Raw genomic sequence first — 25,504 nt, 5'->3', positions numbered from 1 at the left:
CTATTGCCACGTGCCATCGAAGGGTGGTTCGCGGTCTTTGATGGCCTGGCCGAAGCCGTATGGCTGGTCGAGCCCCACACGCAACAGGTGTTGCATGCCAACCAGGCTGCAGTCGACCTGACAGGCCGGCATGCCAGCGGCATGGTCGGGCAGCCGGTACAGCAACTGGCGGCGACGCCGGAAGACCATTTTTTCTGGGGCCAGTCGCTGGGCAGCATTCTGGAAGGGTTGCACTCGCGCAGCATCGTGCTTGCGCAGGATGGCCAGCTGATTCCGGTGGACCGCCGCGTGGTGGCTGTGTCGCTGCCTGACGGCGAGGTGCTGCTGATGATGACGATGGTCAATCGCACAAGCGAAAGCGCTGCCGAGCACGAGCTTGAAACCTTGCTGGCGGAATTGCGCGCCACCCTGGATTCGGCCGCCGACGGCATGATGGTGTGCGATCTGCAGGGCCGCGTGCGGGCCTTCAATCAGCGGCTTGCATTGCTTTGGAATGTGCCGCGAGACCTGCTGGTGCAGCGCGACGATGCGGCCGTGCATGCGCATCTGGAGGCGCAAGTGGCCGATGCGCCAGCCTATCGCGCCCGCCTTGCTGCCATCGCCAGTGAACCGCTTCAGGAAACCATAGATCTGATCGGGTTGCGCAACGGCGCGCTCATGGAGCGCAGGTCGGTGCCGCAGCTGGTTCAGGGCCGGCCGATCGGACGCGTTTTTTCGTTTCGCGACATCACCCGCCAAGCCGAGGCGCAGGCGGGACTGCGGCTAGCGGCAAGGGTTTTCGATTCGAGTCTTGACGCTATCTTCATCGCGGATCATCGCAACGTGCTGGTGCGCATGAACCCCGGCTGCGAACAGCTGATTGGCGTGGGACCACGGTCGCGGCTCGGCCAGCCAGCAGTCGTGCTGTTCATTGCCGAGGATAACGGCGCTGCGCTCATGGCTGAAGTGGGTGCCGGCTGGGACCGGGAAGGTTTCTGGGAAGGCGATCTGTCATTGCCTTGCGCCGACGGCACGCAGTGCGTTGTCCACCTGTCGTGGGTCGCGCTGCGCGACGATGCGGGTGCCATCGTGCAGAGCATTGGCTTCATGCGCGACCTGACTTCGGAGCGCGCGGCGCAAAAGCGCATTGAAGAACTCGCGTTCAGCGATTTGCTGACCGGGCTGCCCAACCGCCTGCTGCTGGCGCGCCGTGTCGAGGCGGCGATCGAATCCACCACGCGCGATCAGGGCCCCGGGTTTGCCATTCTGTTTCTCGATCTGGATCGCTTCAAGATCATCAACGACTCGCTGGGCCATCCCTTCGGCGACCGCGTGCTGAAGCTGGTGGCCGAGCGCTTGCAATCGTGCCTGCGGCATACCGACATGCTTTGCCGGCTGGGTGGCGACGAGTTTGTGATCTACCTGCATGCGGGTGATGTCTCCGTGGCCGAGAACGTGGCCCGCCGCATCCTTGAAGACATGCTGCGCCCCTTCGTGCTGGATGCCATGGGCTTTTCCATCCAGTGCAGCATCGGCGTGGCCCTGTACCCGCAAGACGGTAGCACGCTCGACGAGTTGATCAAGCAGGCGGATACCGCCATGTACCGCGTGAAAGACCGGGGCCGCGGAAATTTCGGTTTCTACCAGCCGCAGATGAACGCCAATCTGCTTTCTCGCATGCAGATGGAACACGGAATGCGCCAGGCCCTGGGCCTGGGACAGTTGGCGGTGCATTACCAGCCCCAGGTTTCGATGGCCTCGGGCCGCATCGTGGGCGCCGAGGCACTCGTGCGCTGGAACAGCCCCGAGTTCGGGCCGGTGTCCCCCGGCGTTTTCATTCCGTTGGCCGAGGAGTCCGGCTACATCGTCACCCTGGGCGCATGGGTGATGGAGGAGGCTATCCAAGAAGCCGTGCGATGGATGCGGTCCGGCACGCCATTGGTCGTGGCTGTGAACGTGTCTGCGCTGGAGTTTCGCCAGCCGGACTTTGTACCCCGGCTGACGCAACTGTTGGAGCGGCACGGATTGCCCGCCACCTTGCTGGAACTTGAGCTGACCGAAACCATCTTGCTGCAGGATGCGCAAGAGATGGAGCAGCGCCTGATCGCGCTGGCGCGTCTGGGCACCGGCCTGGCCATCGACGATTTCGGCACCGGCTATTCCAGCTTGGCCTACTTGAAGAAACTGGCCATCCACAAGCTGAAGATCGATCAGTCGTTCGTGCGCGGCCTGCCCGACGACGAGGGCGACCGCGCCATCGTGAGTGCCATCACCAGCATGGGCCGGGCCATGCACATCGAGGTGATTGCGGAAGGTGTGGAGACGCTGGCCCAGCGGGCAGCGCTGGAGCAGATGGGCTGCCAGCACTTTCAGGGTTTCTTGTGTGCTCCGGGGCTACCTGCTCCAGAGCTGCGAGCATTGATTGCCAGTCGCAAGGAATATGTCTGGTCGCCTGCGCTGGCGACAAAGACACCGCCCTGATCGAGAAGCCCTTAGGAGGCGGTCAGCAAGGAGAAGCGAGGAATAAGGTGTCTGCGAATGCCACCGAGCCGTCATCCTGAACCGGGGGTTCAGGTGGGCGAGGGCAGCCAGGCGTTGGGTTCATCTGACGCGAGATGATCACGCTCACCAGGCAATTTACCAAGCCCGTGCTCAGGGAGCATTGGTTCAAGGAAATATAAAGCCCGGCAGCACCGCAGACCACTCGATTGTAGGCCTGGCATCGTGGGCTGCAAGCGCAAAACCCATCGGGTTGTGTTGGCGATCCGGTTGGGCTTGCATGCCGGTGCGATCAGGAGGATAAGCGCGCCGCTCGTGGCAGACCGCGCCTTCAGATCAGAGTAGGCGCCCCTCGTCGCCTAGAGCCCGGTCGAGCCGCTGTAGCAGCGAGTCGATGCGCTGCTGTGTGTCCACAGACGGCTCGGCGCGTTCTTCAAGTGCCAAGTCGGCCTGGTCGAAGAGGCGTGGTTCGACAGGTACTTCTATGGGGGGCGGCAGCGCCGCCGGCGTGGTGGCAGGAGCTTGCAGGTCGGCCGATTGCTGCGCCGCTTCCCGGTCAGACACTTCGAACGCCAGATTCAGCGCAGCCAGCACGGCAATGCGCTCGCGTGCCCGCACCTTGCCGGCGTCGCGAATGCGCGTCATGGCGGTGTCGACGCGCTCAACCGCCTCGAGCAGTCGCGGCTCGTGCCCCTCGGGGCAGGCTAGCAGGTAGCTTTGTTGCAGGATCCGGACCTCGATCTGCTTCATGGTGCGTCTTTCATGTCGGGGGTCTCTGGCAGGCGTTCGAGCAGGGCATCGACCCGCGTCCGTGCGGCGTTCAGGCGGGATTTGAGCGAATCGCGTTCTTGCGTCAGATTCATCACCTGCTGCGCCAGCAAGGTGTTGGTGCGCTGCAGCTCGGCATGCCGCGACAGCAGCCGCTCGACCCGCTCGGCGATTTCATCGATGGGGGAGGTGTTTGCCATAGAGCGCCAGATTGTAGGGTTGTGCCGGCAAAGCGCCGTAAAATCATGTTGTTGGTGCTCGCGGCGTGGTTCGCATGCTGCAGTTCAACGGGAAGCAGGAAGGCGCGCCCCATCGGGTATGCGTTGAACCTGCGCTGCCCCCGCAACGGTCAGCGGCCGAATCGCCCCTGCGATTCCCTCTCCATCCACAAGCCACTGGGCGCGTTGAACAAGCGCCTGGGAAGGCGATGGAGGGCGTGCCGCCAGCCCGGATACCGGCCAACACGGTGGCCGCTGGCGTCTTTTGATGGGCGCGGGCGGCCGTGATACCCAACGATCGGCGGGGAGGCCGGTCAGGGTGATTCTTGCTGTGCCCATTCTGATGAACAACCGCTTTTCCTTCCTGCGCCTTGCTGCGCTTCCCTTGGCGCTGGGCGCTGCCTGGCCAGCCGCTGCACAAACCCTGCTGGCGCAGGCCGCCACCACCACGCAACTGCGCGACACCGTGGTGACTGCCACCCGCGTGGAGCGCCCGCTCACTGATCTGGTGGCCGACGTGTCGGTGGTCGACCGCGACACCATCGAGCGCAGCGGCGCCGTGGGCGTGAGCGATCTGCTGGCACGTCTGCCGGGCGTGGAGGTCTCGCGCAATGGCGGGCAGGGCAGCAGCAGCAGCGTGTTTCTGCGCGGCGCCGAATCGCGCTTTACCGCCGTGTACATCGACGGCGTGCGCGTCGATTCGCAGACCACCGGCGGTGCGCAGTGGGAGCAGATTCCGCTCGCGCAAATCGACCGTATCGAAGTGCTGCGCGGCCCGGCTGCCGCGGTTTATGGCTCCGACGCGATCGGTGGCGTGATCCAGCTCTTCACCAAGAAGGGCGAGGGCAAGCCCGCACCCTATGTGCAACTGGGCCTGGGCAACCACGGCACGCGCACCGCGCAGGCGGGCGTGAGCGGAGGCGCCGGCATGGTCGACTATTCGCTGGGCATCTCGCACGAGCGCAGCGACGGCTTCAACGCCCGCACCACCGCCACCGCCAACCCCGATGACGACGGCTACCGCCGTACCTCCGGCAACGCCCGCGTCGGCCTGCAGATCGACCCGCGCCACCGCATCGAAGGCACGCTCCTGGCCAGCAACCTCGAATCGCAATACGACAACACCCGTACAACCGACGACCTGAACCACCACCAGCTGCGCACCGGCGGGCTGGCCTGGGTGGCACGCTGGAGTGATGCCTACACCACGCGTCTGCAGGCCAACGCGTCGCGCAGCCAGTACAGCACCACGCCCAGCTTCTACTTGACCGAAACGACGCTGCGCAACTATCTCTTCCAGAACGAATGGCGGCTGGGCGCCCACCTGGTCACCGCTGCCCTGGAGCGCCGCGAGGACGAGTTGCACAATCCCGCGGCATCGGGCACGCCCGATCTGCGCGGCGAGCGCTCGCAGAACGCGCTGGCGTTGGGCTACGGCGTGGCGGTGGGCGCGCATTCGCTTCAGGCCAACCTGCGGCGCGACGACGACAGCGAGTTCGGCGGCAAGAGCACCGGCAGCCTGGCCTATGGTTTTGCGGTCACGCCGCAGTGGCGCGCCACCGTGTCGGGCGGCACGTCGTTCCGCGCGCCCACGCTGTACCAGCGCTTCAGCCAGTACGGCGTGGCGACGCTGCAGCCTGAATCGGGCCGCAACATCGAAGCCGGCCTGCGCTGGACCGAAGGCGACAGCAGCGTGGGCGTGGTGGCGTACCGCAACCGCATCCGCAACCTCATCAACTTCGGCGCGCCGGGCACTTGCCGTGACGACTTCGGCTGTTATGAAAGCATCGGCCGTGCCGAATACACCGGCATCACGCTCTCGGCCGTGCACCGCATTGCCAGCGTGAACCTGCGCGGCTCCTTCGACTGGCAAGACCCGCGCGATCTGGACACCGGCCGCCAGCTGGCACGCCGCTCCAAGCGCCACGCATCGCTGGGCGCCGACACGCAAATCGCCGGCTGGACGCTGGGCACCGAAGTGCAGGCCTCAGGCCGCCGCTTCAACGAAGCCGCCAACACCAACGTGCTGGGCGGCTACGGAATGGTCAACCTGTATGCCAGCACCCGCGTGTCGCGCGACTTCACGCTGCTGGCCCGCGTGGACAACCTGGGCGACAAGCGCTATGAGACGGCGCGCACCTATGCCACCGAAGGCCGCACGCTGTATGTGGCGCTGAAGTGGGCGCCACAGTAAGGCGCTGTCAGCCTGAACCTGATTACCAAGCGATGCGCATGAGCGACGACCGGATGTCGAGACAAGAAGAGGGAAGAGAAGCGGCAGGGGCTCACAAGGCCAACAACGCTGAAAACGCAGAAGAAGCGCGAGACGTGGCGGGCAGCGTGAGCTGCCCCGCCATCGTCATCGCCGCACCCGCTTCGGGCCAGGGCAAGACCACGGCCACCGCTGCGCTCGCGCGCCTGCATGCCCGCCAGGGCCGGCGCGTGCGCGTCTTCAAATGCGGGCCTGACTTTCTCGACCCGCACTGGCACCAGCTGGCCAGCGGTGCGCCCGTGCACCAGCTCGATCTGTGGATGACCGGCGCGGCTGATTGCGCCCGCCGCCTGTATGAGGCCGCGCAGGACGCCGACCTGCTGCTCATCGAAGGCGTGATGGGCCTGTTCGATGGCGAGAGTTCCGTGGCCGATTTGGCCATGCGTTTCGGCATTCCTGTGTTGGCCGTGGTCGATGCGTCGGCCATGGGCGGCACGCTGGGCGCCATCGTGCATGGCCTGCGCCACTACCGACCGGGCCTGCCCTGGGCCGGCGTGCTGGCCAACCGCGTGGCCACCGAACGCCACGCCAGCCTGCTGCGCGCGGGGCTGACCGATGCCGCCGACTGGCTGGGCGCGTTGCCGCGCGTGACGCTGGCCGCCGAGAACGGACCGCGCCTGTTGCCCGAGCGCCACCTTGGCTTGGTCGCCGCGCACGAGTTGCATGACGCCCTGCAGCGGCTGGACGCGGCCGCCGACGCGCTGGCCGCCACGCCGCTGGGCCAGATGACGGTGGCGGATTGGCAGCGCTGGCGCGTCGCATTCGCAGCGCCTGCTTCCACAGTAGAAGACGCTGCCGCAACGCCTGCGCTGCTGGCCGGCCGCACCGTGGCCGTCGGCGGCGATGCGGCGTTCTGCTTTGTCTACGACGCCAACCTGCAGACGCTGGAACAACTCGGCGCCCGTGTGGTGCGCTTTTCGCCGCTGCACGACGCCGCCTTGCCGCCCTGCGATGCCGCGTGGCTGCCGGGCGGCTACCCCGAACTGCACGCCGAGGCGCTGGCCGCCAACACCGGCATGCAGCAGAGCCTGCGCGCGCACATCGCCGCCGGCCGGGCCGTGTGGGCAGAATGCGGCGGCATGATGGCCCTCTTCGAATCGATCACCTTGCAGGACGGTAGGCGCCTGCCGCTCTGGGGCTTGCTGCCGGGCGACGTCACCATGCAGCGGCGCCTGGCCGCGCTGGGGCCGCAGCAGCTGGACGTGGGCGGCCAGGTGCTGCGCGGCCACACATTCCACTATTCCACCTGCGAGAGCACGGCCGCCGTAATTGCCCGCACGATGCGGCCCGGCGCGGCCGAGGGCGCGCCGCCGGGCGAGGCGCTGTACCGGCACGGCAGCGTGCATGCCAGTTACTTCCACGCCTGGTTCGCGTCGAACCCGCGCGCTACCGCCTTGCTGCTGGGCGCAGGAGATGCGCCATGACCGGGTCACCTGCCGCGCCGTCGCCTTCCATTGCCCGTTCCGAGTTCATTCTGGGCGGGCAGAAAAGCGGCAAGTCGCGCCGTGCCGAGTTGATTGCGCGCGAATGGCTGGCGAAGTCGCCGGATCATCGTGCGCTGCTGATCGCCACCGGGCAGCCGTGGGATGACGAGATGCGCGAGCGCATTGCGCGGCACCAGCGCGACCGGGCGGAGCGGGTGCCTGGCATGACCACGTTGGAAGAGCCGCGTGATCTGGCGGGGGCGCTGGGGCGGCATTCGGATGCGCGGACCTTGATCGTGGTGGATTGCCTGACCTTGTGGCTGACCAACTGGCTGATGCCTATGGATGAGGGTTCTGGGTTGGAATCTGATTCAGGGTCAAATCGGGCTCTAACGCTTGACTATCAAGCGCAGGTAGCTATGGTTTTGGTAGCGATCCTGAAGGCGCCTGGGCCGGTGGTGCTGGTGGGCAATGAGATCGGGTTGGGGGTGATTCCGATGGGGCGGGAGGTGAGGGCGTTTGTGGATGCGTTGGGGGGGGTGAATCAGCGGGTGGGGGAGGTTTGTGAGAGGGTGACGTTGGTGGTGGCGGGCTTGGGTCTTTCTTTGAAGGGCTGAGCCTTCTGATGGCTGTTTTTTGCTTTCGCTCTGCGTTTGTTTTTCGGGGCCGGGATGTGCGCCCGGCGGCGCACCTGCTTTCTTTTGCTTCGCCAAAAGAAAGTAGGCAAAGAAAAGGCGACCCGACTGTCTGCGACCCCTTTCGCCTGCGGCGAGCGGGGCAACCTGTGTCGGGCAGGGCGTGGGGTGCGCCGCGGAACTCACTGCGCGCTTTCGCGCTTCGTTCAGACAGCCGCGGCGAGTCAGAATTGAAGCGGGTGCGTCCTGCGGCACACCCGCCACCCCACGCCCTGCCCGACACAGGCGCATCCACACGGGAGTGGGGGAGCCACACGGGCCATCGCTGCGCTCGGCCCCCAGCGCGCGAGCGCTGCGCGCCGCGCTTCAGGCCGAGCGAAGCGATGGCCCGTATGGGTTGTTGGCTGTTCAACTCCCTTCTGTATGCGCCGAGGAGCGCAGCGGGCGGGGTGGCCTGTGTGCCGCAGGACACACAGGCTTCGTTGACTAGCTTGCCGCAGCTGTTTGAACGGAGCGCGCAGCGCGCAGTGAGTTCTGCGGCACACCCCGCACGCGAGCACCGCAGGTTGCCCCGCAGCGCAGCGAAGGGGACGCAGACAGCAGGGTCGCCCTTTCTTTGCTTACTTTCTTTCGGCGAAGCGAAAGAAAGTAAGTGCGCCGCCGGGCGCATCACCCGGCCCCGGAAAACAACCACATGGCCACTGCCAAAGCAGCCCACCGAACGGCAACCCCACAAGGCCAGCAGAAAGCCATGACCACCACCCTCAGATTCCTCTGCGCAGCCCTGGCGCTGACCCTGTCACTGGCGACACAAGCCCTTGAAATCACCGACGCCCGCGGCCGCACCCAAACCTTCCCCCAACCTCCGCAACGCATCGTCAGCCTCCTCCCCTCGCTCACGGAAAGCGTCTGCGCCCTAGACCAGTGCCACCGCCTGGTCGGCGTCGACCGCTATTCCAACTGGCCCGAATCGGTGCAGCGCCTGCCGCAGGTGGGCGGCGGCATCGACCCCAACATCGAAGCCATCGTCGCCCTGCAGCCCGACGTGGTGCTGCTGGCCACCAGCTCGCGCGCCAGCGACCGGCTGGAGGCGCTGGGCATCAAGGTCGTCGCGCTGGAGCCCAAGACGCATGCCGACGTGCGCCGCGTGCTGGCCACCGTGGGCCAGTTGCTGGGCGTGCCGGCGCAGCAGGGCGCTGACCGGCTCTGGCGCGTGATCGATGCCGGCGTGCAGGCCGCCACGCAGTCGCTGCCCGCGCGGGCCAAAGGGGTGCGGGTGTATTTCGAGGTGAGCCGCGGGCCGTATGCGGCGGGCGAGGGCTCATTCATCGGCGAGACGCTGGCGCGGCTGGGCGTGCGCAACGTGGTACCGGCGGCGCTGGGGCCGTTCCCCCGGCTGAACCCCGAATTCATCGTGCGCGCCCGCCCGCAAATCATTTTGATCGGCAACCGCAGCATGCAGCCCATGGTGCTCTACCCCGGCTGGGCCAGCCTGCCGGCGGTGCGCGAAGAACGCATCTGCGCCTTCGGCCCGGGCGAGGCCGACGTGGTGGTGCGCCCCGGCCCGCGCATGGCCGACGCGGCGCGCATCATGGCCCGCTGCATTGCCGAGAAAGCGCCTGGATGATGACCAAGCCGAAATCAGGCGTCGTTCACCCCGCCGCTGCCGTGCCGCTGCCCGCTGGCCTGGTGCGGCCCGCCGGCCACCGCGCCGGCTGGCTGGCCGCTGCGCTGCTGATCGTCAGCGCGCTGCTGCTGCTGCTGGGCGCCCGCGTGGGCAGCACGGGGTTCGACAGCGTGCTGCGCATGGCGGACGACCCCATCGCGCTGCAGATCGTCTGGGACATCCGCCTGCCGCGCACAGCCGGCGCCTGGCTGGCGGGTGCGCTGCTGGGGTTGGCCGGCGCCATCGCGCAGGGCCTTTTCCGCAACCCGCTGGCCGACCCGTATCTGCTGGGCAGCGCCTCGGGCGCGGCGCTGGGCGGGGCGTTGGCGATGGCGCTCTTTGGCGTGTCGCCCACCGCCGCGCAATGGCTGGCGCGGCTGGGCGTGACCGGCATGGCCTTCGTGGGCGCGGCGGGCGCCGTGCTGCTCACGCTGGTGCTGGCGCGCGGCGTGCAGCACACGCTGCGCCTGCTGCTGGCCGGCGTGATCGTGGGCGTGGTGCTGGGCGCCGCGCGTGACCTGGTCGAGCTGGCGTCGCCCGACATATTGCAAGCCATGCAGGCCTTCACGCTGGGCAGCACCAGCTTCGTCGGCTGGATCGCCTGCGTGCTGATGGCTGCTGCCTGGGGCCTGTGCGCTGCGGCCGCCTGGGTGCTGGCGCGCGCGCTCGACGGGCTGACGCTGGGCGAGGCCACGGCTGCCAGCCTGGGCTTGCCGCTCGGGCCGATGCGCGCCGGTTTGGTGGCGGCCATGGCGCTGGCCACCGGCACCGCCGTGGCGCAGACCGGGCTGATCGCCTTCGTGGGCCTGGCCGCGCCGCACCTGGTGCGTTCCATCGCCCGCGCCACGCACCAGCGGCATGTGCTGCTGTCCAGCCTGATGGGCGCCACGCTGCTGCTGGCGGCCGACATTCTGGCGCGCTGGGTGCTGGCTCCGCAGGAATTGCCGGTGGGCGTGCTGACCGCCGCCCTGGGCGGCAGCTACCTGCTGTGGCTGATGCACCGCCGCTCGGCACAAGGCGCATCGCTATGAAAAGCATAGCTGTCAGCGCTCACGGGATAAGCGCCAGCATCGGAAATGCCTTGATATTGCGTGGCATCGACCTGGCCTTGCCCGCCGGCCGCTGGACCAGCGTGGTCGGCCCCAACGGCGCGGGCAAATCGACGCTGCTGAAAGTGCTGGCCGGGGTGCTGCGCCACGGCCGCATCGACGGCGTAGTGCGGTTGAACGGCACGCCGCTGGGGGACTTGCCCGGCCGCGAGCGTGCGCGCCAGCTGGCCTGGCTGGGGCAGAACGAGGAGGCTTCCGCCGACGAGCTGACGGCCTACGACGTCGCCATGCTCGGCCGCCTGCCGCACCAGGCCTGGATGGCACCGCCCGGCGCGGCCGACCACGCCGCCGTCGAACACGCACTGCGCACCACGCAGGCCTGGGACTGGCGGCATCGCCCGCTGTCGCAGCTGTCGGGCGGCGAGCGCCAGCGCGTGCTGCTGGCACGGGCGCTGGCCGTGCAGGCGCCGGTGCTGCTGATGGACGAGCCGCTCGCCAACCTTGACCCGCCGCACCAGACCGACTGGCTGCACACCGTGCGCGCGCTGGTCGCTGCCGGCGGCACCGTGGTCAGCGTGCTGCACGAGGTGTCGATGGCGCTGCAGGCCGATGCGCTGGTCATCATTGCGGGCGGCCGCGTCATGCACCAGGGCGACAGCGGCGACGCCGCCACGCACGCGGCGCTCGAGAGCGTGTTTGACCACCGCATCCGCGTGCGGCAGCTGGACGGGCAATGGATCGCGCTGCCGCGCATCGACGCTGGCGCTGCGCTTTCGCGCAACACTCATACGGACTGAATGAACTGACCCATGGACATCGAAACCCCACCCGCCGAAAAACGCTCTGAGAAAGCCGCTGGCGAGCGGCGCGGCATCGTGCTGGTCAACACCGGCAACGGCAAGGGCAAGAGCACGTCGGCCTTCGGCCTGGCGCTGCGCGCGCACGGGCGCGGCAAGCCCGTGAAGATCTTCCAGTTCATGAAGGTGCCCACCGCGCGCTTTGGCGAGCACCGCATGTTCGAGCAACTGGGCATTCCCATCGAAGGCCTGGGCGACGGCTTTACCTGGAAGAGCCGCGATATCGACAACTCCGCCGAGCTTGCCCGCGCCGGCTGGGAGCGCGCCAAGGCCGCGATCCTGGGCGGCGAGTTCTTCCTGGTGGTGCTCGACGAGGTGACCTACCCGCTCATCTACGGCTGGCTGCCGCTGCAGGAAGTGCTGGACACGCTGGCCGCGCGGCCCAGGCACGTGCACGTCATGCTCACCGGCCGGCGCTGCCCGCAGGAAGTGATCGACGTGGCCGACACGGTGACCGAGATGGGGCTCATCAAGCATGCGTTCCAGGCCGGCATTCCGGCCCAGCGCGGCATCGAGGACTAGCGCGGTGCAGCAATCCACCGACCACGACGCTGCGTTCACCGAGGCCGAGCGCGCCGCGCTCTACCGCGCCATCCGCGAGCGGCGCGACATGCGGCACTTCGCGGGCGGCCAGGTCGCGCCCGAGGTGCTGGCCCGCCTGCTGCAGGCCGCGCACCATGCGCCCAGCGTGGGGTTCATGCAACCATGGCGTTTCATTCGCGTGGCCGACCCGGATTTGCGCCAGCGCCTGCACGCCTGCGTGGAAGCAGAGCGCCAGCGCACGGCAGATGCGTTGGGCGAGCGGCGCGATACCTTCCTGAAGCTGAAGGTCGAAGGCCTGCTGGACGCGGCCGAGCTGTTGGCGGTGGCGCTGGCCGATGGGCGCGAGTCGCATGTCTTCGGGCGCCGCACGCTGCCGCAGATGGACCTGGCGTCGGTCGCCTGCGCCATCCAGAACCTGTGGCTGGCCGCGCGCGCCGAAGGGCTGGGCATGGGCTGGGTGTCGATGTTCGAGCCGGGCGCGGTCGGCGAACTGTTGGACTTGCCGCCGGGCGCCGAAGTGGTGGCCTTGCTGTCGCTGGGGCCGGTGCATGATTTTTACGAAGAGCCGATGCTGCAGCGCGAGCGCTGGGCGCAGCGCGCGCCGCTGGCGTCCGTCGTCTTTGAAGGCGCCTGGGGCGCGCCCGCGCCGTGGCTGGCCGATGTGGCCGTGCCGCTGTCTGAAGACGCCGGCCATGGTTGAACCAACACACGCCGTCTGGGTGATGATGGCCGCCGTGCCGCTGGCGCTTGCCATTGACCGCCTGTTCGGCGAGCCGCCCGCCTTGGCGCACCCCGTTGTCTGGATCGGCAACGCGCTGCAGTGGGGCGGCAACCGCGTCGCGCCCACCGAGCCCACGGGGCGTGATTTGAAGTGTTTTTGGCTTGCAGCGCTTATGTGGTGTGCGCTGGCAGCTATTGTTTTGATAGTGTCGGCCGGCCTGCAGTGGCTGGTGCTTCGCCATACGCCGGCCTGGGCTGCTGCGTTGCTGGTCGCGCTGCTGCTCAAACCCCTGCTCGCCTGGCGCATGCTGCGCGGCGAGGTGCTGGCGGTGGAGGCCGCGCTGGCGCAATCGCTCGACGCCGGCCGCGAGCGCCTGGCGCGCCTGGTCAGCCGCGACGTGGCCGCGCTGGATGCCGTGCAGGTGCGCGAATCCGCCATCGAATCGCTGGCCGAGAACCTGAACGATTCGGTCGTCGCACCGCTCTTCTGGTTCGCGCTGCTGGGCCTGCCCGGCGCGGCGCTCTACCGTTTTGCCAACACGGCCGACGCCATGTGGGGCTACCCCGGCATGCGCGGCGGCCGCTGGTGGCAGTGGGCCGGCAAGTGGGCGGCGCGGGCGGACGACGTGCTGTCTTGGGTGCCCGCACGGCTGACCGCCGCGCTGCTGTGGTGGCTGGCGCACGGTCGCAGCGCCCGCACCCCTCGCACGCCGTGGCCCAGGCTGCGCGCCGAAGCGCGCCGCACCCCGTCGCCCAACAGCGGCTGGCCCATGGCCGCCATGGCGCTGGCGCTGGGCGTGCGGCTGGGCAAGCCCGATGTCTACGTGCTGAACGCAACGGGCCGCGCGGCCGGGCCGACAGACACGTACCAGGCAGCGCATTCGGCATCGAAAGTGGTTGCAGCGCTTATCCTGCTAGCGCTGGTAGCTATCTTCTTGATAGTGAATCTGCCGTGGAGCCGATGACCACACCAGAACACGGCGGCCCCGACGCGCTCGGCGTGCCGCTGCACGACTTTTCCACCAACGCCAACGCCTGCGGCCCGTGCCCTCAGGCCCTGGCCGCGCTGCAGGGCGCCGATGCCACGCAGTACCCCGATCCGGCCTACACCGCGCTGCGCGAGCGCCTGGGTGCCTTCCACGGCGTGGCGCCCGCGCGCATCGTGATCGCGGCCAGCGCCAGCGAATTCATCCACCGCATCACTGCGCTGGCCGCGCAAAGGGGCGCCCGCGCAGTGGCGCTGCCAGCGCACAGCTATGGCGACTACGAGCGCGCCGCGCAAGCGTGGGCGCTGGGCGTTGTACGGGCAGGGCAGGGCGACAACGCGGCGGCGGATGCCGCACTGCACTGGGCCTGCGAGCCCTCCAGCCCGCTGGGACGCGCCGACCCCGCGCTTGATGCAGGTCGCACCGTGCCGTTCGCTGCACTGCAAGTCATCGACTGCGCCTATGCGCCGCTGCGGCTGGAAGGCGCACCGCGCGCCGGCCCGCCTGGCGCCTGGCAACTGTGGACGCCCAACAAGGCCCTGGGCCTGACCGGCGTGCGCGCCGCCTATGCCATTGCGCCCGAAGGCGATGCGGCGCAGGGCGACATCGCCATGCTGAGCCAACTGGCCCCGTCGTGGCCGCTGGGCGCGCACGGCGTAGCGCTGCTGCAGGCGTGGACCGAGCCCGCGACCCAGCACTGGCTTGCTGGCACGTTGAATACGCTGCGCGAATGGAAAGCAGCGCAGACGACGCTCTGCACGTCGCTGGGCTGGACGGTGCTGCCCGGCAGCCTGGCCAATTACTTCAGCGCGCGGCTGCCCGAGCGCGCTGCGCGCGACATGCTGAACGCACTTCGTGGGCACGGCATCAAGCTGCGTGACTGCGCATCGTTCGGGCTGCCGGGCCATGTACGGCTGGGCGTGCTGGGACCGGCGGCGCAGGTGGCACTGCGGCAGGCCTGCAAGCCAGAAAAAGAGTGACCACACCCAAGATTCCAATGCATACGTAGAGAGGGAGAGAAACCATGCTGATCAAGAACGCCGACGACCGGGACGCGGATCTGCAAGCGCTACAGACGCTGCTGCACCACCCGGCGATCACACCCGCGCAGGCCACGCAGATCGACCGACAGATCCGTAACATTCGCGCCGGCGCCAAGGGCGAGGCCGATGCGGCCTACGACATCGACTTCCACCACAAGGAGTCGAAAAACTGGGCGGTCATTCATGACCTGCGCATCGAATACCAGGGCCGCGTCGCGCAGATCGACCATTTGCTCATCAGCCGCTTCATGGAATTCTGGGTGTGCGAATCCAAACACTTCAGCCAGGGCGTTGCCCTGAACGAGCTGGGCGAGTTCACGTCGTTCTATGCCGGCCGCCCACAAGGCATTCCCTCTCCCATCGAGCAGAACGGCCGACACGTCGCCGTGCTGCAGGCCGTGCTGGGCAGCAGCCTGATCACGCTGCCGACGCGGCTGGGGTTCACGCTCAAGCCCCGGTTCCATAGCTTGGTGCTGATCAGCAATACCGCGCGCATTACGCGGCCCAGCAAGCCGTTTCCCGGCATGGAGACGGTGATCAAAAGCGACAGCCTGCGCTCGACGATCGAGCGCCGCATCGACAAGGAGTCGGGCCTCGATACGGTCACTTCGGTGGCTCGAATCGTCGGCGCCGAGACGCTGGAACAGCTGGCCCGCCAGGTCGCCCAGCTGCATCGGCCCAAACGGTTCGACTGGGCTGCGAAGTTCGGTCTGGCAGAGGTGGGCATGGCCGCAGAACCTGCCGCCAACAGGGTGCGGGAGCCGGTGCCGGTGTATGCGCCAGCCGCGCCGCAGCCCGTTCGTGTTCAGCCGTCCCCGGTGGCGCTGCCGCTTCCCGTGGCTGCACCTGCACCCGTCATTCAACCTGCAGCATCAACTGCCGTAGCGCCTGCAGCCGAAGCCAACGCCGACAAACTCACCACCTCGCGCCTGGCCGCGCGCTGGGGCTTGCGCACGGCGGCGGAAACACTGGCCCGGCTGGAGCAGTTGGGTTACCTCGTGGCCACGGACGGCGGGGGTTATCGCCTGACCGACAAAGCCGTCGAATGCGGCGCCGGATTCGTGGAGAAAAGCCGGCACGGCCCGTACTTCTTGTGGCCCGCCGATCTGCAAGCCTAGTGCCTGACGGCTGACACCGCAATGCGCCACTGACGGATTTGGTGAGCACACTTTCACGATAGAGGATGGGCGACCGTTGCATGGCTGGCCATGCGCCTGTCACATCATCTTTTATCGAAGGAACCGTCATGGTCTCGTCTTCAACTTTCAGTCCACAGCCTGCCAACCTGAGCCAGCGCTTCGCCGGCAAGGTCGTCATCGTCACCGGTGCAGGCTCCGGCATTGGCGCTGCCACCGCGCGGCGCTTTTCGCAGGAAGGCGCCATGGTCGCCATTGCCGATCTGAGCGACGACAAACTGTCCGCCACGCTGGCCGATCTGCCTGCCGAACGCACGCTGTCGCAAGCTGCCGATGTGTCGAAGTGGGACGAGGTGCAGGCCCTGGTCGAAGCGACCGTCAAGCGGTTCGGCCGGCTCGACGTGATGGTCAACAACGCGGGCATCGCCGTGCAGGGCAAGGTGACCGAGGCCAGCATCGACGACTGGCAGCGCGTGCTGGCGACCAACGTGTCGGGCGTGTTTCACGGCGCGCGGGCGGCCATGCCGCACCTCATCCGGTCCCAGGGCTGCATCGTCAACACCTCGTCGGTGTCGGGTTTGGGCGGCGACTGGGACATGAGTTTCTACAACACCTCCAAGGGCGCGGTGTCCAACTTCACCCGCGCGTTGGCGCTGGACCATGGCCGCGACGGCGTGCGTGTGAACGCGGTGGCGCCCAGCCTCACCTTCACCGGCATGACGGAAGACATCAAAAGCAACCCCGAACTGCTGGCCAAGTTCGCCGAGCGCATTCCGCTGGGCCGCGGTGCAGAGCCGGAAGAGATCGCCTCGGTGATCGCCTTTCTGGCCAGCGACGACGCGCGCTTCGTCACCGGCGTGGTGCTGCCGGTGGACGGCGGCGTGTCGGCATCGAACGGGCAGCCGCCGCAGGCTTGACGCGGTACGCCGGTCGCACGCTGGCGCAGGGGACAATGGCGGGCTTGACCATGCCCGCACCTCTACTCCTCCCTCCCGCCCTCGACACCCGCTTGCGTCTGCCCCACGCCGTTCTGCGGAGGGCATGCTGACATGGCCGCGCGTTGCGTGATGGTGCTGGGCACGTCCAGCGGGGCCGGCAAGAGCTGGTTGACTACCGCGTTGTGCCGCTGGTACAGCGACCGGGGGCTGAAGGTGGCGCCGTTCAAGGCGCAGAACATGAGCAACAACGCGCGCGTGGTGCCCGTCACCGGCGGTGTGCCGGCCGACTCCGGCGGCTTTGCGGCCTGGGGCGAGATCGGCAGCGCGCAGTACTTCCAGGCCCTCGCCGCGCGCGCTGCGCCCGAGGTGCGCATGAACCCGCTGCTGCTCAAACCCGAGGCCGACACGCGCAGCCAGGTCGTGCTGATGGGCCAGGTGAATGCCGAGCTGTCGGCCCTGCCGTGGCGCGGCCGCAGCGCGCGGGTGTGGCCGCAGATCGCGGCGGCGCTGGACGCCTTGCGTGCCGAGAACGACGTGGTGGTCATCGAAGGCGCGGGCTCGCCGGCCGAGATCAACTTGCATGCCAGCGACGTGGTCAACATGCGCGTGGCCCGGCATGCCGGCGCGCGCTGCCTGCTGGTGGCCGACATCGACCGGGGCGGCGCTTTTGCGCACCTGTACGGCACCTGGGCGCTGCTGCCGCCCGAAGAACAGGCGCTGATCCACGGCTTCGTGCTCAACAAGTTCCGAGGCGACGCGGCCCTGCTGGCGCCCGCGCCCGAGATGCTGCGCGAACGCACTGGGGTGCCGGTCGTCGCCACCGTGCCCATGCAGTGGGGCCACGGGCTGCCGGAAGAAGACGGCGTGTTCGATGACCGCACGCAGGCAGGCGCAGGCGCTGGCGGCGCGGTGCACACCACGGTGGCGGTGGTGGCTTACCCGCGCATCAGCAACCTGGATGAATTTCAGCCGCTCAAGAGCGTGCCCGGCGTGCGCCTGCTGTGGGCGCGTGCGCCGGCCGACTTGGCCGGCGCCGACTGGATCGTGCTGCCCGGCTCCAAGGCCACGGCGGCCGACCTGGCCTGGCTGCGCGCGCAGGGGCTGGACGCCGCCATCACCGCCCACGCCGCGCGCGGTGGCCGCGTGCTGGGCGTGTGCGGCGGCCTGCAGATGCTGGGCGAGGCGCTGATCGACACGCACGGTGTGGACGGCAACGCGCCCGGCCTGGGGCTGCTGCCGCTGGTCACCGCCTTCGCGCCGGACAAGACGGTGCGCCACACGCACACCACCTTCGGCGCGCTGCAGGGCGGCTGGCAGGCGCTGGCGGGCACGGCGGTGGCGGGCTATGAAATCCACCACGGCCAGACCGCGCAGCACCCCGCCATGGCCGCCGCCGGCGACGTGGCGCGCGAGGTGATTCCGGGCCTGGCCTGGCAGAACGCGCAGGGCAACGTGCTGGGGCTGTATCTGCACGGCCTGTTTGAAGACGCGAACGCCTTGCACGCGCTGTTCGGCGCCGCCGCGCCCACGCTGGAGACGGTGTTCGACCGGCTCTCTGCCGGCGTGGATGCGTGGTTCGACGCGGGCGTGCTGGAATCTCTCATTTCATAGCCAAATCATGCTCTAGCGCTTGATGGATAAGCGCAAGCAGCTATCTTTTCAGGAGTAAATGGCCGTGTTGCCTGCTTTCGACATTCCCGCTATCGACGACATCAGCGACCCCGCACTGGCCGCCCGCCTGCAGCACCGCATCGACCACAAGACCAAGCCGCTGGGCGCGCTGGGCCGGCTCGAAGCGCTGGCGCTGCGCATCGGCGGGGTGCTGGGCACCGAAGCGCCCGTGCTCGACCAGCCGCAGATGCTCATCTGCGCGGCCGACCATGGCCTGGCAGCGCGCGGTGTGTCGGCCTACCCCAGCGAAGTGACCTGGCAGATGGTGGAGAACTTTCTGGCCGGCGGCGCGGCGGTGAGCGTGCTGGCGCGCCAGCACGGCCTGGCGCTGACGGTGGTGGATTGCGGCGTGGCGCGCGCCATTGCCCCGCGCGAGTCAGCCCCGGGCCAGCCGCGGCTGCTGGTGCACCGCGTGGCGCCCGGCACGGGCGATGCGTCGGTGGGCCCCGCAATGACGGCTGCACAGTGCGCCCAGGCGCTGTCGAACGGCCGCGCCGTGGTGCAGGCGCTGCCCGGCAACGCGCTGCTGCTGGGCGAGATGGGCATCGGCAACACCTCGGCCGCATCGCTGCTGCTGGCGCGCCTGTGCGGTGTGGACCTGGCCGATTGCACCGGGGCCGGCACGGGCCTGGATGCCGCCGACATCGCCCGCAAGCGCGCCGTGCTGCAAGAAGCGCTGGCGGCCAACGCCGCCGCCACCACGCCGCTCGAAGTGCTGGCCGCGCTGGGGGGGCTGGAGATCGCCACCCTCGTCGGCGCCGTGCTGGAGGCCGCCCGCCAGCGGCGTGTGATCGTGGTCGACGGTTTCATCACCAGCGCCGCCGTGCTGGTCGCCAGCCGGCTGGCACCGCACGTGCTGCAGCGCTGCGTGTTCGCGCACCGATCGGGCGAGCGCGGGCATGCGCTGATGCTGCAGCACCTGCAGGCCGAGCCGCTGCTGGACCTGGGGCTGCGGCTGGGCGAGGGATCGGGCGCCGCGCTGGCCTGGCCGCTGCTGGTGTCGGCCTGCGCCGTGCTGCGTGAGATGGCGAGCTTCGAGTCGGCCAGCGTCGCGGGGCCGGTAGCCTGATTTTGAAGTGAAATTGGCCTCTAGCGCTTATCGTATAAGCGCTTATAGCTATTAAATTAATAGCATCTGAGATGCGGCACGGCCGTGGATGAATTGGATCGTTGTGGCGCTTGACTTAGAGTGCGCTTCAACTTTCAGAATCGTTCCCATGGCATCCCTCCTCACCATTGCCGAAGTCGCCGAACGCACGGGCCTCACCGCGCACACGCTGCGTTACTACGAGCGCGCCGGCCTCATCGCACCCGTGGCGCGTGCGCCCGGCGGCCAGCGCCGTTATGCGGCGTCGGACATGGAATGGATCGGATTCCTGCTGCGCCTGCGCGAAACCCAGATGCCCATCGGGCAGATGCAGGTCTTCGCGCGGCTGCGCAGCGAAGGGAACGCGACCGCCACGGAGCGCCGCGAGCTGCTGGAGCAGCACTTGGCGCAGGTGCTGGCAACGATCACCGCCATGCAGCAGGCCGCTCAGGTGCTGCAAGCCAAGATCGGGCATTACCAGGGTCTGGAAGCTTCCCTTCGCAGTACGTCAACTTCGACCCAACGCAAAGGAAGCTCTCATGTCCCAATCCACCAATCCCCGCTACCTCCAGGGCCTCGCCAAACTGCGCGAGATCGACGGTCAAGCCGGTGAGCACGTCGTCGCCAGCCTGGCCGATATCGCGCCGGACTTCGCCCGTTACCTGATCGAATTTCCGTTCGGCGACATCTATTCCCGCCCCGGGCTGGACCTGCGCAGCCGCGAGATCGCCGTGGTCGCCGCGCTGACCGCGATGGGCAACGCGGCGCCCCAGCTCAAGGTGCATCTGGGCGCCGCGCTGAACGTCGGCGTGACACGCGAGGAGATCGTGGAAGTCATCATGCAAATGGCGGTGTATGCGGGCTTTCCGGCGGCGCTCAATGGACTGGCGGCTGCCCGGGAGGTGTTTGCGGCCATGGAGGTGCAGGCACCGGTTGCGGTGGCATGAGGACATCGGCCTCTGCGGTGGCAGCCGCATTTGGAATCGCTGAGGCAACGTCAACCCTGATCGGGGCGTGAAAAAGCCCCGCGCTGCACAGGGCAGGGCGAGGCTTGATGCGGGTAGGCCAGGCGCGCCTGTCTTACAGCGCCTGCATTTCCTTGTTCAGTGCACGGCCTGCCGGGGCAGGTGCGGGCGGCGCGGGAGCCACGGCAGGCGCAGCGGCCGCGGGGGCCTTGGTGGCCACGTCGGCCGGCACTTCCAGGTACGGCAGGTTCAGCGCCGAGCTCGTCATGCGGCGGATCTCGTTGGTGAGCGCCGGCGTCTCGTTCATCTTGCGGCCGTACGAAGGCACGATCTGCTGCAGGCGCGGCTTCCAGCCGGTGTCGGTCATCTGCTGCGGGAAGGCCTTGGTCATCAGGTTGATCATGATGTGCGGCGCGGTGGAGGCGCCTGGCGACGCACCCAGCAGCGCGGCGATGGTGCCGTCCTTGTCCGAGACGATCTCGGTGCCGAACTGCAGCACGGCGCCTTCCTTGGGGTCCCGCTTGATGACCTGCACGCGCTGGCCGGCCACGGCCAGGCGCCAGTCTTCGCGCTTGGCGTGGGGAAAGTATTCCTGCAGCGACTTCTGGCGGTCTTCGTCGGACAGCACGGCCTGTTGCATCAGGTACTTCACCAGGTCCAGGTTGTGGATGCCCACGCGCAACATGCCGGGCAGGTTGTCATGGTTGATCGACGAGAACAGGTCAAACCACGAGCCTTGCTTGAGGAACTTGGTGGACTGCAGGGCGAAGGGGCCGAACAGCACCACGTCCTTGCCGTCGAGCTTGCGGGCGTCCAGGTGGGGCACCGACATGGGCGGCGAGCCTTCTGCGGCCTTGCCGTAGGCCTTGACCGTGTGGCGCGCGGTGATCGCGGGGTTCTCGATGGCCAGGAATTCGCCGCCGACGGGGAAGCCGGCGTAGTCGCGCGATTCGGGAATGCCGGAGGCTTGCAGCATCTTCAGTGCCGCGCCACCCGCGCCCACGAAGACGAACTTCGCCTTGACGGTCTTTTCCTTGGCGCCGTCGGCCAGATTGGCCACGGTCACGTTCCAGGTCTTGTCGTCGTTCTGGCGCAGGGCGCGCACTTCGTGCTGCAGGTTGAGCTTGAAGTTGGGGGCCTTCTGCAGGCTTTGCATCAGCTGGTTGGTGACGGTGCCGTAGTCCACGTCGGTGCCCAGGGGCATATAGGTGGCAGCCACCTTCTGCTGGGGGTCGCGCCCTTCGATCAGCAGCGGTGCCCATTGGCCGATCTTGGCCTGGTCTTCGCTGTACTCCATGCCGTAGAAAAGCGGATTCTTGGTCAGCGCGGCGTGGCGCTTTTTCAGGTATTCGATGTTGGCGTCGCCCCACACGAAGCTCATGTGCGGCGTGGCGTTCACGAACGTTTCCGGCTTTTGCATGTGGCCGCGGCCGATCTGGTGCGCCCAGAACTGGCGCGAAACCTCGAACTGCTCGGCAATGGCCACGGCGCGCTTGGTCTCAATGGAGCCATCGGGCAGTTCGGGCGTGTAGTTCAACTCGGCAAAGCCGGAGTGACCGGTGCCGGCGTTGTTCCAGCCGTTGGAGCTTTCCAGTGCCACGCCATCCAGGCGTTCAAAAACTTCGATCTTCCAGTCGGGCTGCAACTCTTGCAGGTAGGTGGCGAGGGTCGTGCTCATGACGCCAGCGCCCACCATCACCACATCCACGGGTTGCTCGTTTTCCGCCGCAGGGATGGAGCGCGGCACTAGTGGCCAGAACAGGAACAGTACCGAGGCCAGGATCAGCACCAGCACGGCACCCAATCCTGTTTTGATCGACTTCTTCATGACTTCCTTCAGGCTCGACGAATGAAAAAAGCCCGCAAGCGGATTGCAGGCTTTTTCGGCTTTCAGGACGAAAGCCTTCTCGAACCTTGGATTGTCGTTAAGTCGTTGAAATTTGACGTTAGTCAATTGGTACTAGTGCCAAGGTGGAAGTGCGCGTGCGGTTTTGCAGGCCCACGGCACTGAACGGATGCCATCGGCAGAGCCGGAAACGAAAAAACCGCCCGAAGGCGGTTTTCCGTTTTTTTGCTGACAGCGCACCCGTTACAAACGGCGGACGGCGGGGCCGTCCGGGCTGTTTGCCTGAAAGGTCAGGCGGCCAGGGCCAGGGTTTTCACCTTGGCAGACAGGCGGCTCTTATCGCGAGCAGCCTTGTTCTTGTGGAAGATGCCCTTGTCTGCGATGGTGTCGACGACAGCTTGCATCTTCGCAAACAGTTCGGTGGCCTTGGTCTTGTCGCCGGCCAGAACAGCCTTTTCGACATTCTTGACGGCCGTGCGGTACTTCGAGCGCAGCGAGGTGTTCGCAGCGTTCAGCTTCACGTCCTGGCGAACGCGTTTGCGGCCGGAGGCGAGGCGGGGGTTCTTTTTCTTGGGCTTGGCAGATGCCATGGTATTAATTCCTTAGATGTCTGAGGATGATGTCAGCAAAGCCTGCGATTATAGCCCAGCACACCTGACCGGGCACCTTTGCCGCGGCAAAGCGGCGCTCCCACCGGGGCTGCGCATACACTCGCGGCCGTGTCCCTGCTCAAAGCCGCCTCTACCGTTTCGTTGCTGACCCTGGCCTCTCGCGTGACGGGGCTGGCGCGCGATCTGCTTATGGCGTCGATGTTCGGCGCCAACGCGCTGACCGACGCTTTCAACGTGGCCTTCCGCATTCCCAACCTGTTTCGCCGGCTCTTTGCCGAGGGAGCATTCAGCCAGGCCTTCGTGCCGGTGCTGGCGGGCCACAAGGCCCGGCATGGCGAAGAGGCTACGCGCCAGCTCATCGCCCATGTGGCCACCGTGCTGTTCTGGGCACTGCTGCTGACCTGCGTGCTGGGCGTCATCGGCGCGCCGCTGCTGGTGTGGGCGCTGGCCAGCGGCCTGCGGCAGACGGGCGGCGGCTACGACGCGGCCGTGCTGATGACGCGCTGGATGTTTCCGTACATCGGTTTCATGTCGCTGGTGGCGCTGTCGGCCGGGGTGTTGAACACCTGGAAGCGCTTTGCCATACCCGCCATCACACCGGTGCTGCTGAACGTCTGCATGATCGTGGCGGCCTGGTTGGGGGCGCCGCAGCTCGCCGCGCGCGGCATCGAGCCCATCTACGCGATGGCCGGCGGCGTGATGGTCGGTGGCGTGCTGCAGCTCGCCCTGCAACTGCCCGCGCTGCACCGGCTGCGGTTGTTGCCACGCATTGCCATGACCTGGGGTGGCGTGCGCCTGGCGCTCGCCGACCCGGCGGTGCGGCAGATTCTGCGGCTCATGGCGCCTGCCTTGCTGGGCGTGGGCGTGGCGCAGATCTCGCTCATGATCAACACGCAGATCGCCTCTTACCTGGCGCCAGGCAGCGTGACCTGGCTGTTCTATGCCGACCGGCTGATGGAGTTTCCCACCGCACTGCTGGGCGTGGCACTGGGCGTGGTGCTGACGCCGCAACTGGCCGCGGCCAAGGCGGCGGGCGACGCTGACCGCTATTCATCCATGCTCGATTGGGGCCTGCGCATCGTGGTGCTGCTGGCCGTGCCCAGCGGGGTGGCGCTGCTGACTTTCGCCGAGCCGCTGGTGGCCACGCTGTTTCACCATGGCGCATTGCAAGACCGCGACGTGGGCCAGATCGCTCTGGCTTTGGCGGGCTACGGCGCCGGGCTGGTGGGGTTGGTGGCGATCAAGGTGCTGGCGCCCGGCTACTACGCCAGCCAGGACATCCGCACGCCGGTGCGCATCGCCATTGCCGTGCTGGTGTTCACGCAGTTGCTCAACATCGCCCTGGTTCCGTGGATCGCCCATGCGGGGCTGGCCCTGTCCATCGGGTTGGGCGCCCTGTTGAATGCACTGTGGCTGCTGGTAGGGCTGCTGCGACGGGGCAGCTATAGGCCGCAGCCCGGCTGGTTCAAGTTCGGGCTGCAGGTGGTGGCTGCCAGCGCCTTGCTGGCCATCTTTCTGATATGGGGCGCGCAGCACTTCGATTGGCTGGCGCTGCGTGCGACCAGCGCGCGGCGTGCGGGGTTGCTGGCCCTGCTGCTGGCGGGCGCTGCTGCGCTTTATTTTGGCGCGCTGGCAGCATCGGGCTTGCAGCTGCGTCAGCTGTTTCGCCGTTGACCCCGTGCCGTACTCTGGCTTGACGTGCCCGGTGCGCTGACCGTACAAATCCCCCATGTCGCTTGATTATTCCGTCCCGACGCCGCTCGAATATTTCGCCGCCCTGGTGCAGGAAGGCGAGGGCGTTCCGCTGCTCGAAGCCGCCGCGTCCATCGCCCATGACGAGTATCCCGACCTGGACGTGCAGCAGCTGCTGGGCGATGTCGACCAGTTGCAGGCCCGCCTGCAGCGGCGCCTGCCGGCCGACGCATCCCCCCTTCAGCGGCTGCGCACGCTCAACCAGTTCTTCTTCAGCGACTTGGGGTTCAGCGGCAACCTCAACAATTACTACGACCCTGACAACAGCTACCTGAACGCCGTGCTGCGCACGCGGCGCGGCATTCCCATTTCACTGGCAATCATCTGGATGGAGCTTGCGCAGAGCCTGGGCCTGCAGGCGCACGGCATCTCCTTTCCGGGCCACTTCATGCTGAAGGTGCTGCTGCCCAAGGGCCAGGTGGTGATGGACCCGATGACAGGCCAGTCGCTGTCGCGCGAAGACCTGAGCGAGCGGCTCGACCCCTACAAGCGCAGCCATGGGCTGGTGGACGATTACGACGTGCCCCTGGGCCTGTACCTGCAGGCATCGCCGGCGCGCGACATCCTGGCGCGCATGCTGCGCAACCTCAAGGAAATCCACCGATCGCAGCAGGACTGGCCCCGGCTCATCGCCGTGCAAGACCGGTTGCTGGTGTTGCTGCCCGACGCCTGGGGCGAATGGCGCGACCGGGGGCTGGCGCATGCCGAATATGGCAACACGCAACAAGCGGTGGCCGATCTGGAGATCTACCTTGCACGGGCAGAAGATGCACTGGACACCGATGCCATCGCCGAACGCGTAGGTTCGCTTCGCCGCGCGCTCGATGGCCGGCACTGAG

23 protein-coding genes and 1 riboswitch are annotated in these 25,504 nt (G+C 67.6%); of the genes, 19 read left to right on the top strand and 4 right to left on the bottom strand.

The genetic code is table 11. The features are described from left to right. Positions 1-3 precede the first annotated feature (3 nt). Positions 4-2,460, top strand: coding sequence for an EAL domain-containing protein (locus RQI28_RS04845; RefSeq protein ID WP_311221583.1), 2,457 nt, complete (start codon positions 4-6; stop codon positions 2,458-2,460). Between the two features lie 354 nt (positions 2,461-2,814). Here the strand turns inward: RQI28_RS04845 and RQI28_RS04840 are convergent, their stop codons facing one another. Beyond that, the gene (locus RQI28_RS04840) at positions 2,815-3,228 is read right to left on the bottom strand and encodes a cell division protein ZapA (RefSeq protein WP_311221424.1); all 414 of its coding nucleotides are present in this window, start codon (positions 3,226-3,228) and stop codon (positions 2,815-2,817) included. Then, positions 3,225-3,446, bottom strand: coding sequence for a DUF904 domain-containing protein (locus tag RQI28_RS04835; RefSeq protein WP_311221423.1), 222 nt, complete (start codon positions 3,444-3,446; stop codon positions 3,225-3,227). Before RQI28_RS04835 ends, RQI28_RS04840 begins: the two co-directional genes overlap by 4 nt. A gap of 35 nt (positions 3,447-3,481) precedes the next feature. After that, positions 3,482-3,724: riboswitch (cobalamin riboswitch) on the top strand. Positions 3,725-3,807: 83 nt separating this feature from the next. Here RQI28_RS04835 and RQI28_RS04830 point away from each other — a divergent pair. The 16 genes from RQI28_RS04830 to RQI28_RS04755 all read left to right on the top strand — a co-directional run bounded on the left by RQI28_RS04830 (position 3,808) and on the right by RQI28_RS04755 (position 20,438). Continuing rightward, positions 3,808-5,658, top strand: coding sequence for a TonB-dependent receptor domain-containing protein (locus tag RQI28_RS04830; RefSeq protein WP_311221422.1), 1,851 nt, complete (start codon positions 3,808-3,810; stop codon positions 5,656-5,658). A gap of 38 nt (positions 5,659-5,696) precedes the next feature. Further along, positions 5,697-7,160: a cobyrinate a,c-diamide synthase gene (locus tag RQI28_RS04825; protein ID WP_311221421.1), complete on the top strand. Its 1,464-nt coding sequence runs from the start codon at positions 5,697-5,699 to the stop codon at positions 7,158-7,160. Beyond that, positions 7,157-7,777 carry a bifunctional adenosylcobinamide kinase/adenosylcobinamide-phosphate guanylyltransferase gene (locus RQI28_RS04820; RefSeq protein WP_311221420.1) on the top strand — a complete coding sequence of 207 codons (621 nt, stop codon included), beginning with the start codon at positions 7,157-7,159 and terminating at the stop codon, positions 7,775-7,777. Before RQI28_RS04825 ends, RQI28_RS04820 begins: the two co-directional genes overlap by 4 nt. Before the next feature lie 769 nt (positions 7,778-8,546). After that, the gene (locus RQI28_RS04815; RefSeq protein ID WP_311221419.1) at positions 8,547-9,422 is read left to right on the top strand and encodes a helical backbone metal receptor; all 876 of its coding nucleotides are present in this window, start codon (positions 8,547-8,549) and stop codon (positions 9,420-9,422) included. Continuing rightward, positions 9,419-10,492 carry an iron ABC transporter permease gene (locus tag RQI28_RS04810; protein ID WP_311230886.1) on the top strand — a complete coding sequence of 358 codons (1,074 nt, stop codon included), beginning with the start codon at positions 9,419-9,421 and terminating at the stop codon, positions 10,490-10,492. The genes RQI28_RS04815 and RQI28_RS04810 overlap by 4 nt, the downstream gene beginning before the upstream one ends. Beyond that, positions 10,489-11,307: an ABC transporter ATP-binding protein gene (locus tag RQI28_RS04805; protein ID WP_311221417.1), complete on the top strand. Its 819-nt coding sequence runs from the start codon at positions 10,489-10,491 to the stop codon at positions 11,305-11,307. The genes RQI28_RS04810 and RQI28_RS04805 overlap by 4 nt, the downstream gene beginning before the upstream one ends. 12 nt (positions 11,308-11,319) lie before the next feature. After that, positions 11,320-11,889: a cob(I)yrinic acid a,c-diamide adenosyltransferase gene (cobO, locus tag RQI28_RS04800; RefSeq protein ID WP_311221416.1), complete on the top strand. Its 570-nt coding sequence runs from the start codon at positions 11,320-11,322 to the stop codon at positions 11,887-11,889. Positions 11,890-11,893: 4 nt separating this feature from the next. Beyond that, complete coding sequence (bluB, locus tag RQI28_RS04795) at positions 11,894-12,610, top strand: 5,6-dimethylbenzimidazole synthase (protein ID WP_311221415.1); 717 nt, start codon at positions 11,894-11,896, stop codon at positions 12,608-12,610. Continuing rightward, a complete protein-coding gene (gene cbiB, locus RQI28_RS04790; RefSeq protein WP_311221414.1) occupies positions 12,603-13,595 on the top strand; it encodes an adenosylcobinamide-phosphate synthase CbiB in 993 nt (330 codons plus the stop codon). Before bluB ends, cbiB begins: the two co-directional genes overlap by 8 nt. Beyond that, positions 13,592-14,596: an aminotransferase class I/II-fold pyridoxal phosphate-dependent enzyme gene (locus RQI28_RS04785; RefSeq protein ID WP_311221413.1), complete on the top strand. Its 1,005-nt coding sequence runs from the start codon at positions 13,592-13,594 to the stop codon at positions 14,594-14,596. The genes cbiB and RQI28_RS04785 overlap by 4 nt, the downstream gene beginning before the upstream one ends. A gap of 44 nt (positions 14,597-14,640) precedes the next feature. Continuing rightward, positions 14,641-15,777, top strand: a complete 1,137-nt coding sequence (locus tag RQI28_RS04780) for an NERD domain-containing protein (RefSeq protein WP_311221412.1) — start codon at positions 14,641-14,643, stop codon at positions 15,775-15,777. Between the two features lie 128 nt (positions 15,778-15,905). Then, entirely contained in the window at positions 15,906-16,712 is an 807-nt protein-coding gene (locus RQI28_RS04775; protein ID WP_311221411.1) for an SDR family oxidoreductase, read from the top strand. Positions 16,713-16,844: 132 nt separating this feature from the next. Beyond that, positions 16,845-18,344 (top strand): cobyric acid synthase, encoded by a 1,500-nt coding sequence (locus tag RQI28_RS04770; protein ID WP_311221410.1) that lies wholly within the window; start codon positions 16,845-16,847, stop codon positions 18,342-18,344. Positions 18,345-18,408: 64 nt separating this feature from the next. Beyond that, positions 18,409-19,473, top strand: coding sequence for a nicotinate-nucleotide--dimethylbenzimidazole phosphoribosyltransferase (cobT, locus tag RQI28_RS04765; RefSeq protein WP_404976819.1), 1,065 nt, complete (start codon positions 18,409-18,411; stop codon positions 19,471-19,473). Positions 19,474-19,621: 148 nt separating this feature from the next. After that, positions 19,622-20,104, top strand: coding sequence for a MerR family transcriptional regulator (locus tag RQI28_RS04760; RefSeq protein WP_311221408.1), 483 nt, complete (start codon positions 19,622-19,624; stop codon positions 20,102-20,104). Continuing rightward, positions 20,031-20,438 carry a carboxymuconolactone decarboxylase family protein gene (locus RQI28_RS04755; RefSeq protein WP_311221407.1) on the top strand — a complete coding sequence of 136 codons (408 nt, stop codon included), beginning with the start codon at positions 20,031-20,033 and terminating at the stop codon, positions 20,436-20,438. Before RQI28_RS04760 ends, RQI28_RS04755 begins: the two co-directional genes overlap by 74 nt. Positions 20,439-20,571: 133 nt before the next feature. Here RQI28_RS04755 and mqo read toward each other — a convergent pair whose 3' ends face one another. Beyond that, entirely contained in the window at positions 20,572-22,284 is a 1,713-nt protein-coding gene (gene mqo / locus RQI28_RS04750; protein ID WP_311221406.1) for a malate dehydrogenase (quinone), read from the bottom strand. Between the two features lie 308 nt (positions 22,285-22,592). Further along, positions 22,593-22,892, bottom strand: a complete 300-nt coding sequence (gene rpsT, locus RQI28_RS04745; RefSeq protein WP_272551520.1) for a 30S ribosomal protein S20 — start codon at positions 22,890-22,892, stop codon at positions 22,593-22,595. 129 nt (positions 22,893-23,021) lie between these two features. Here rpsT and murJ point away from each other — a divergent pair, with 129 nt between their 5' ends. Both murJ and RQI28_RS04735 read left to right on the top strand, forming a co-directional pair. Then, positions 23,022-24,587: a murein biosynthesis integral membrane protein MurJ gene (gene murJ, locus RQI28_RS04740; protein ID WP_311221405.1), complete on the top strand. Its 1,566-nt coding sequence runs from the start codon at positions 23,022-23,024 to the stop codon at positions 24,585-24,587. Between the two features lie 55 nt (positions 24,588-24,642). Then, complete coding sequence (locus RQI28_RS04735) at positions 24,643-25,503, top strand: tetratricopeptide repeat protein (RefSeq protein ID WP_311221404.1); 861 nt, start codon at positions 24,643-24,645, stop codon at positions 25,501-25,503. The last annotated feature ends 1 nt before the right edge of the window (position 25,504 follow it).

The sequence above is a fragment of the Acidovorax sp. WCS2018Noco2-16 genome (assembly GCF_031843945.1).
GTDB lineage: Bacteria > Pseudomonadota > Gammaproteobacteria > Burkholderiales > Burkholderiaceae_C > Paracidovorax.
Note: the sequence above shows the minus strand (reverse complement) of the source record. Positions and strands in the feature narration are given on the sequence as shown.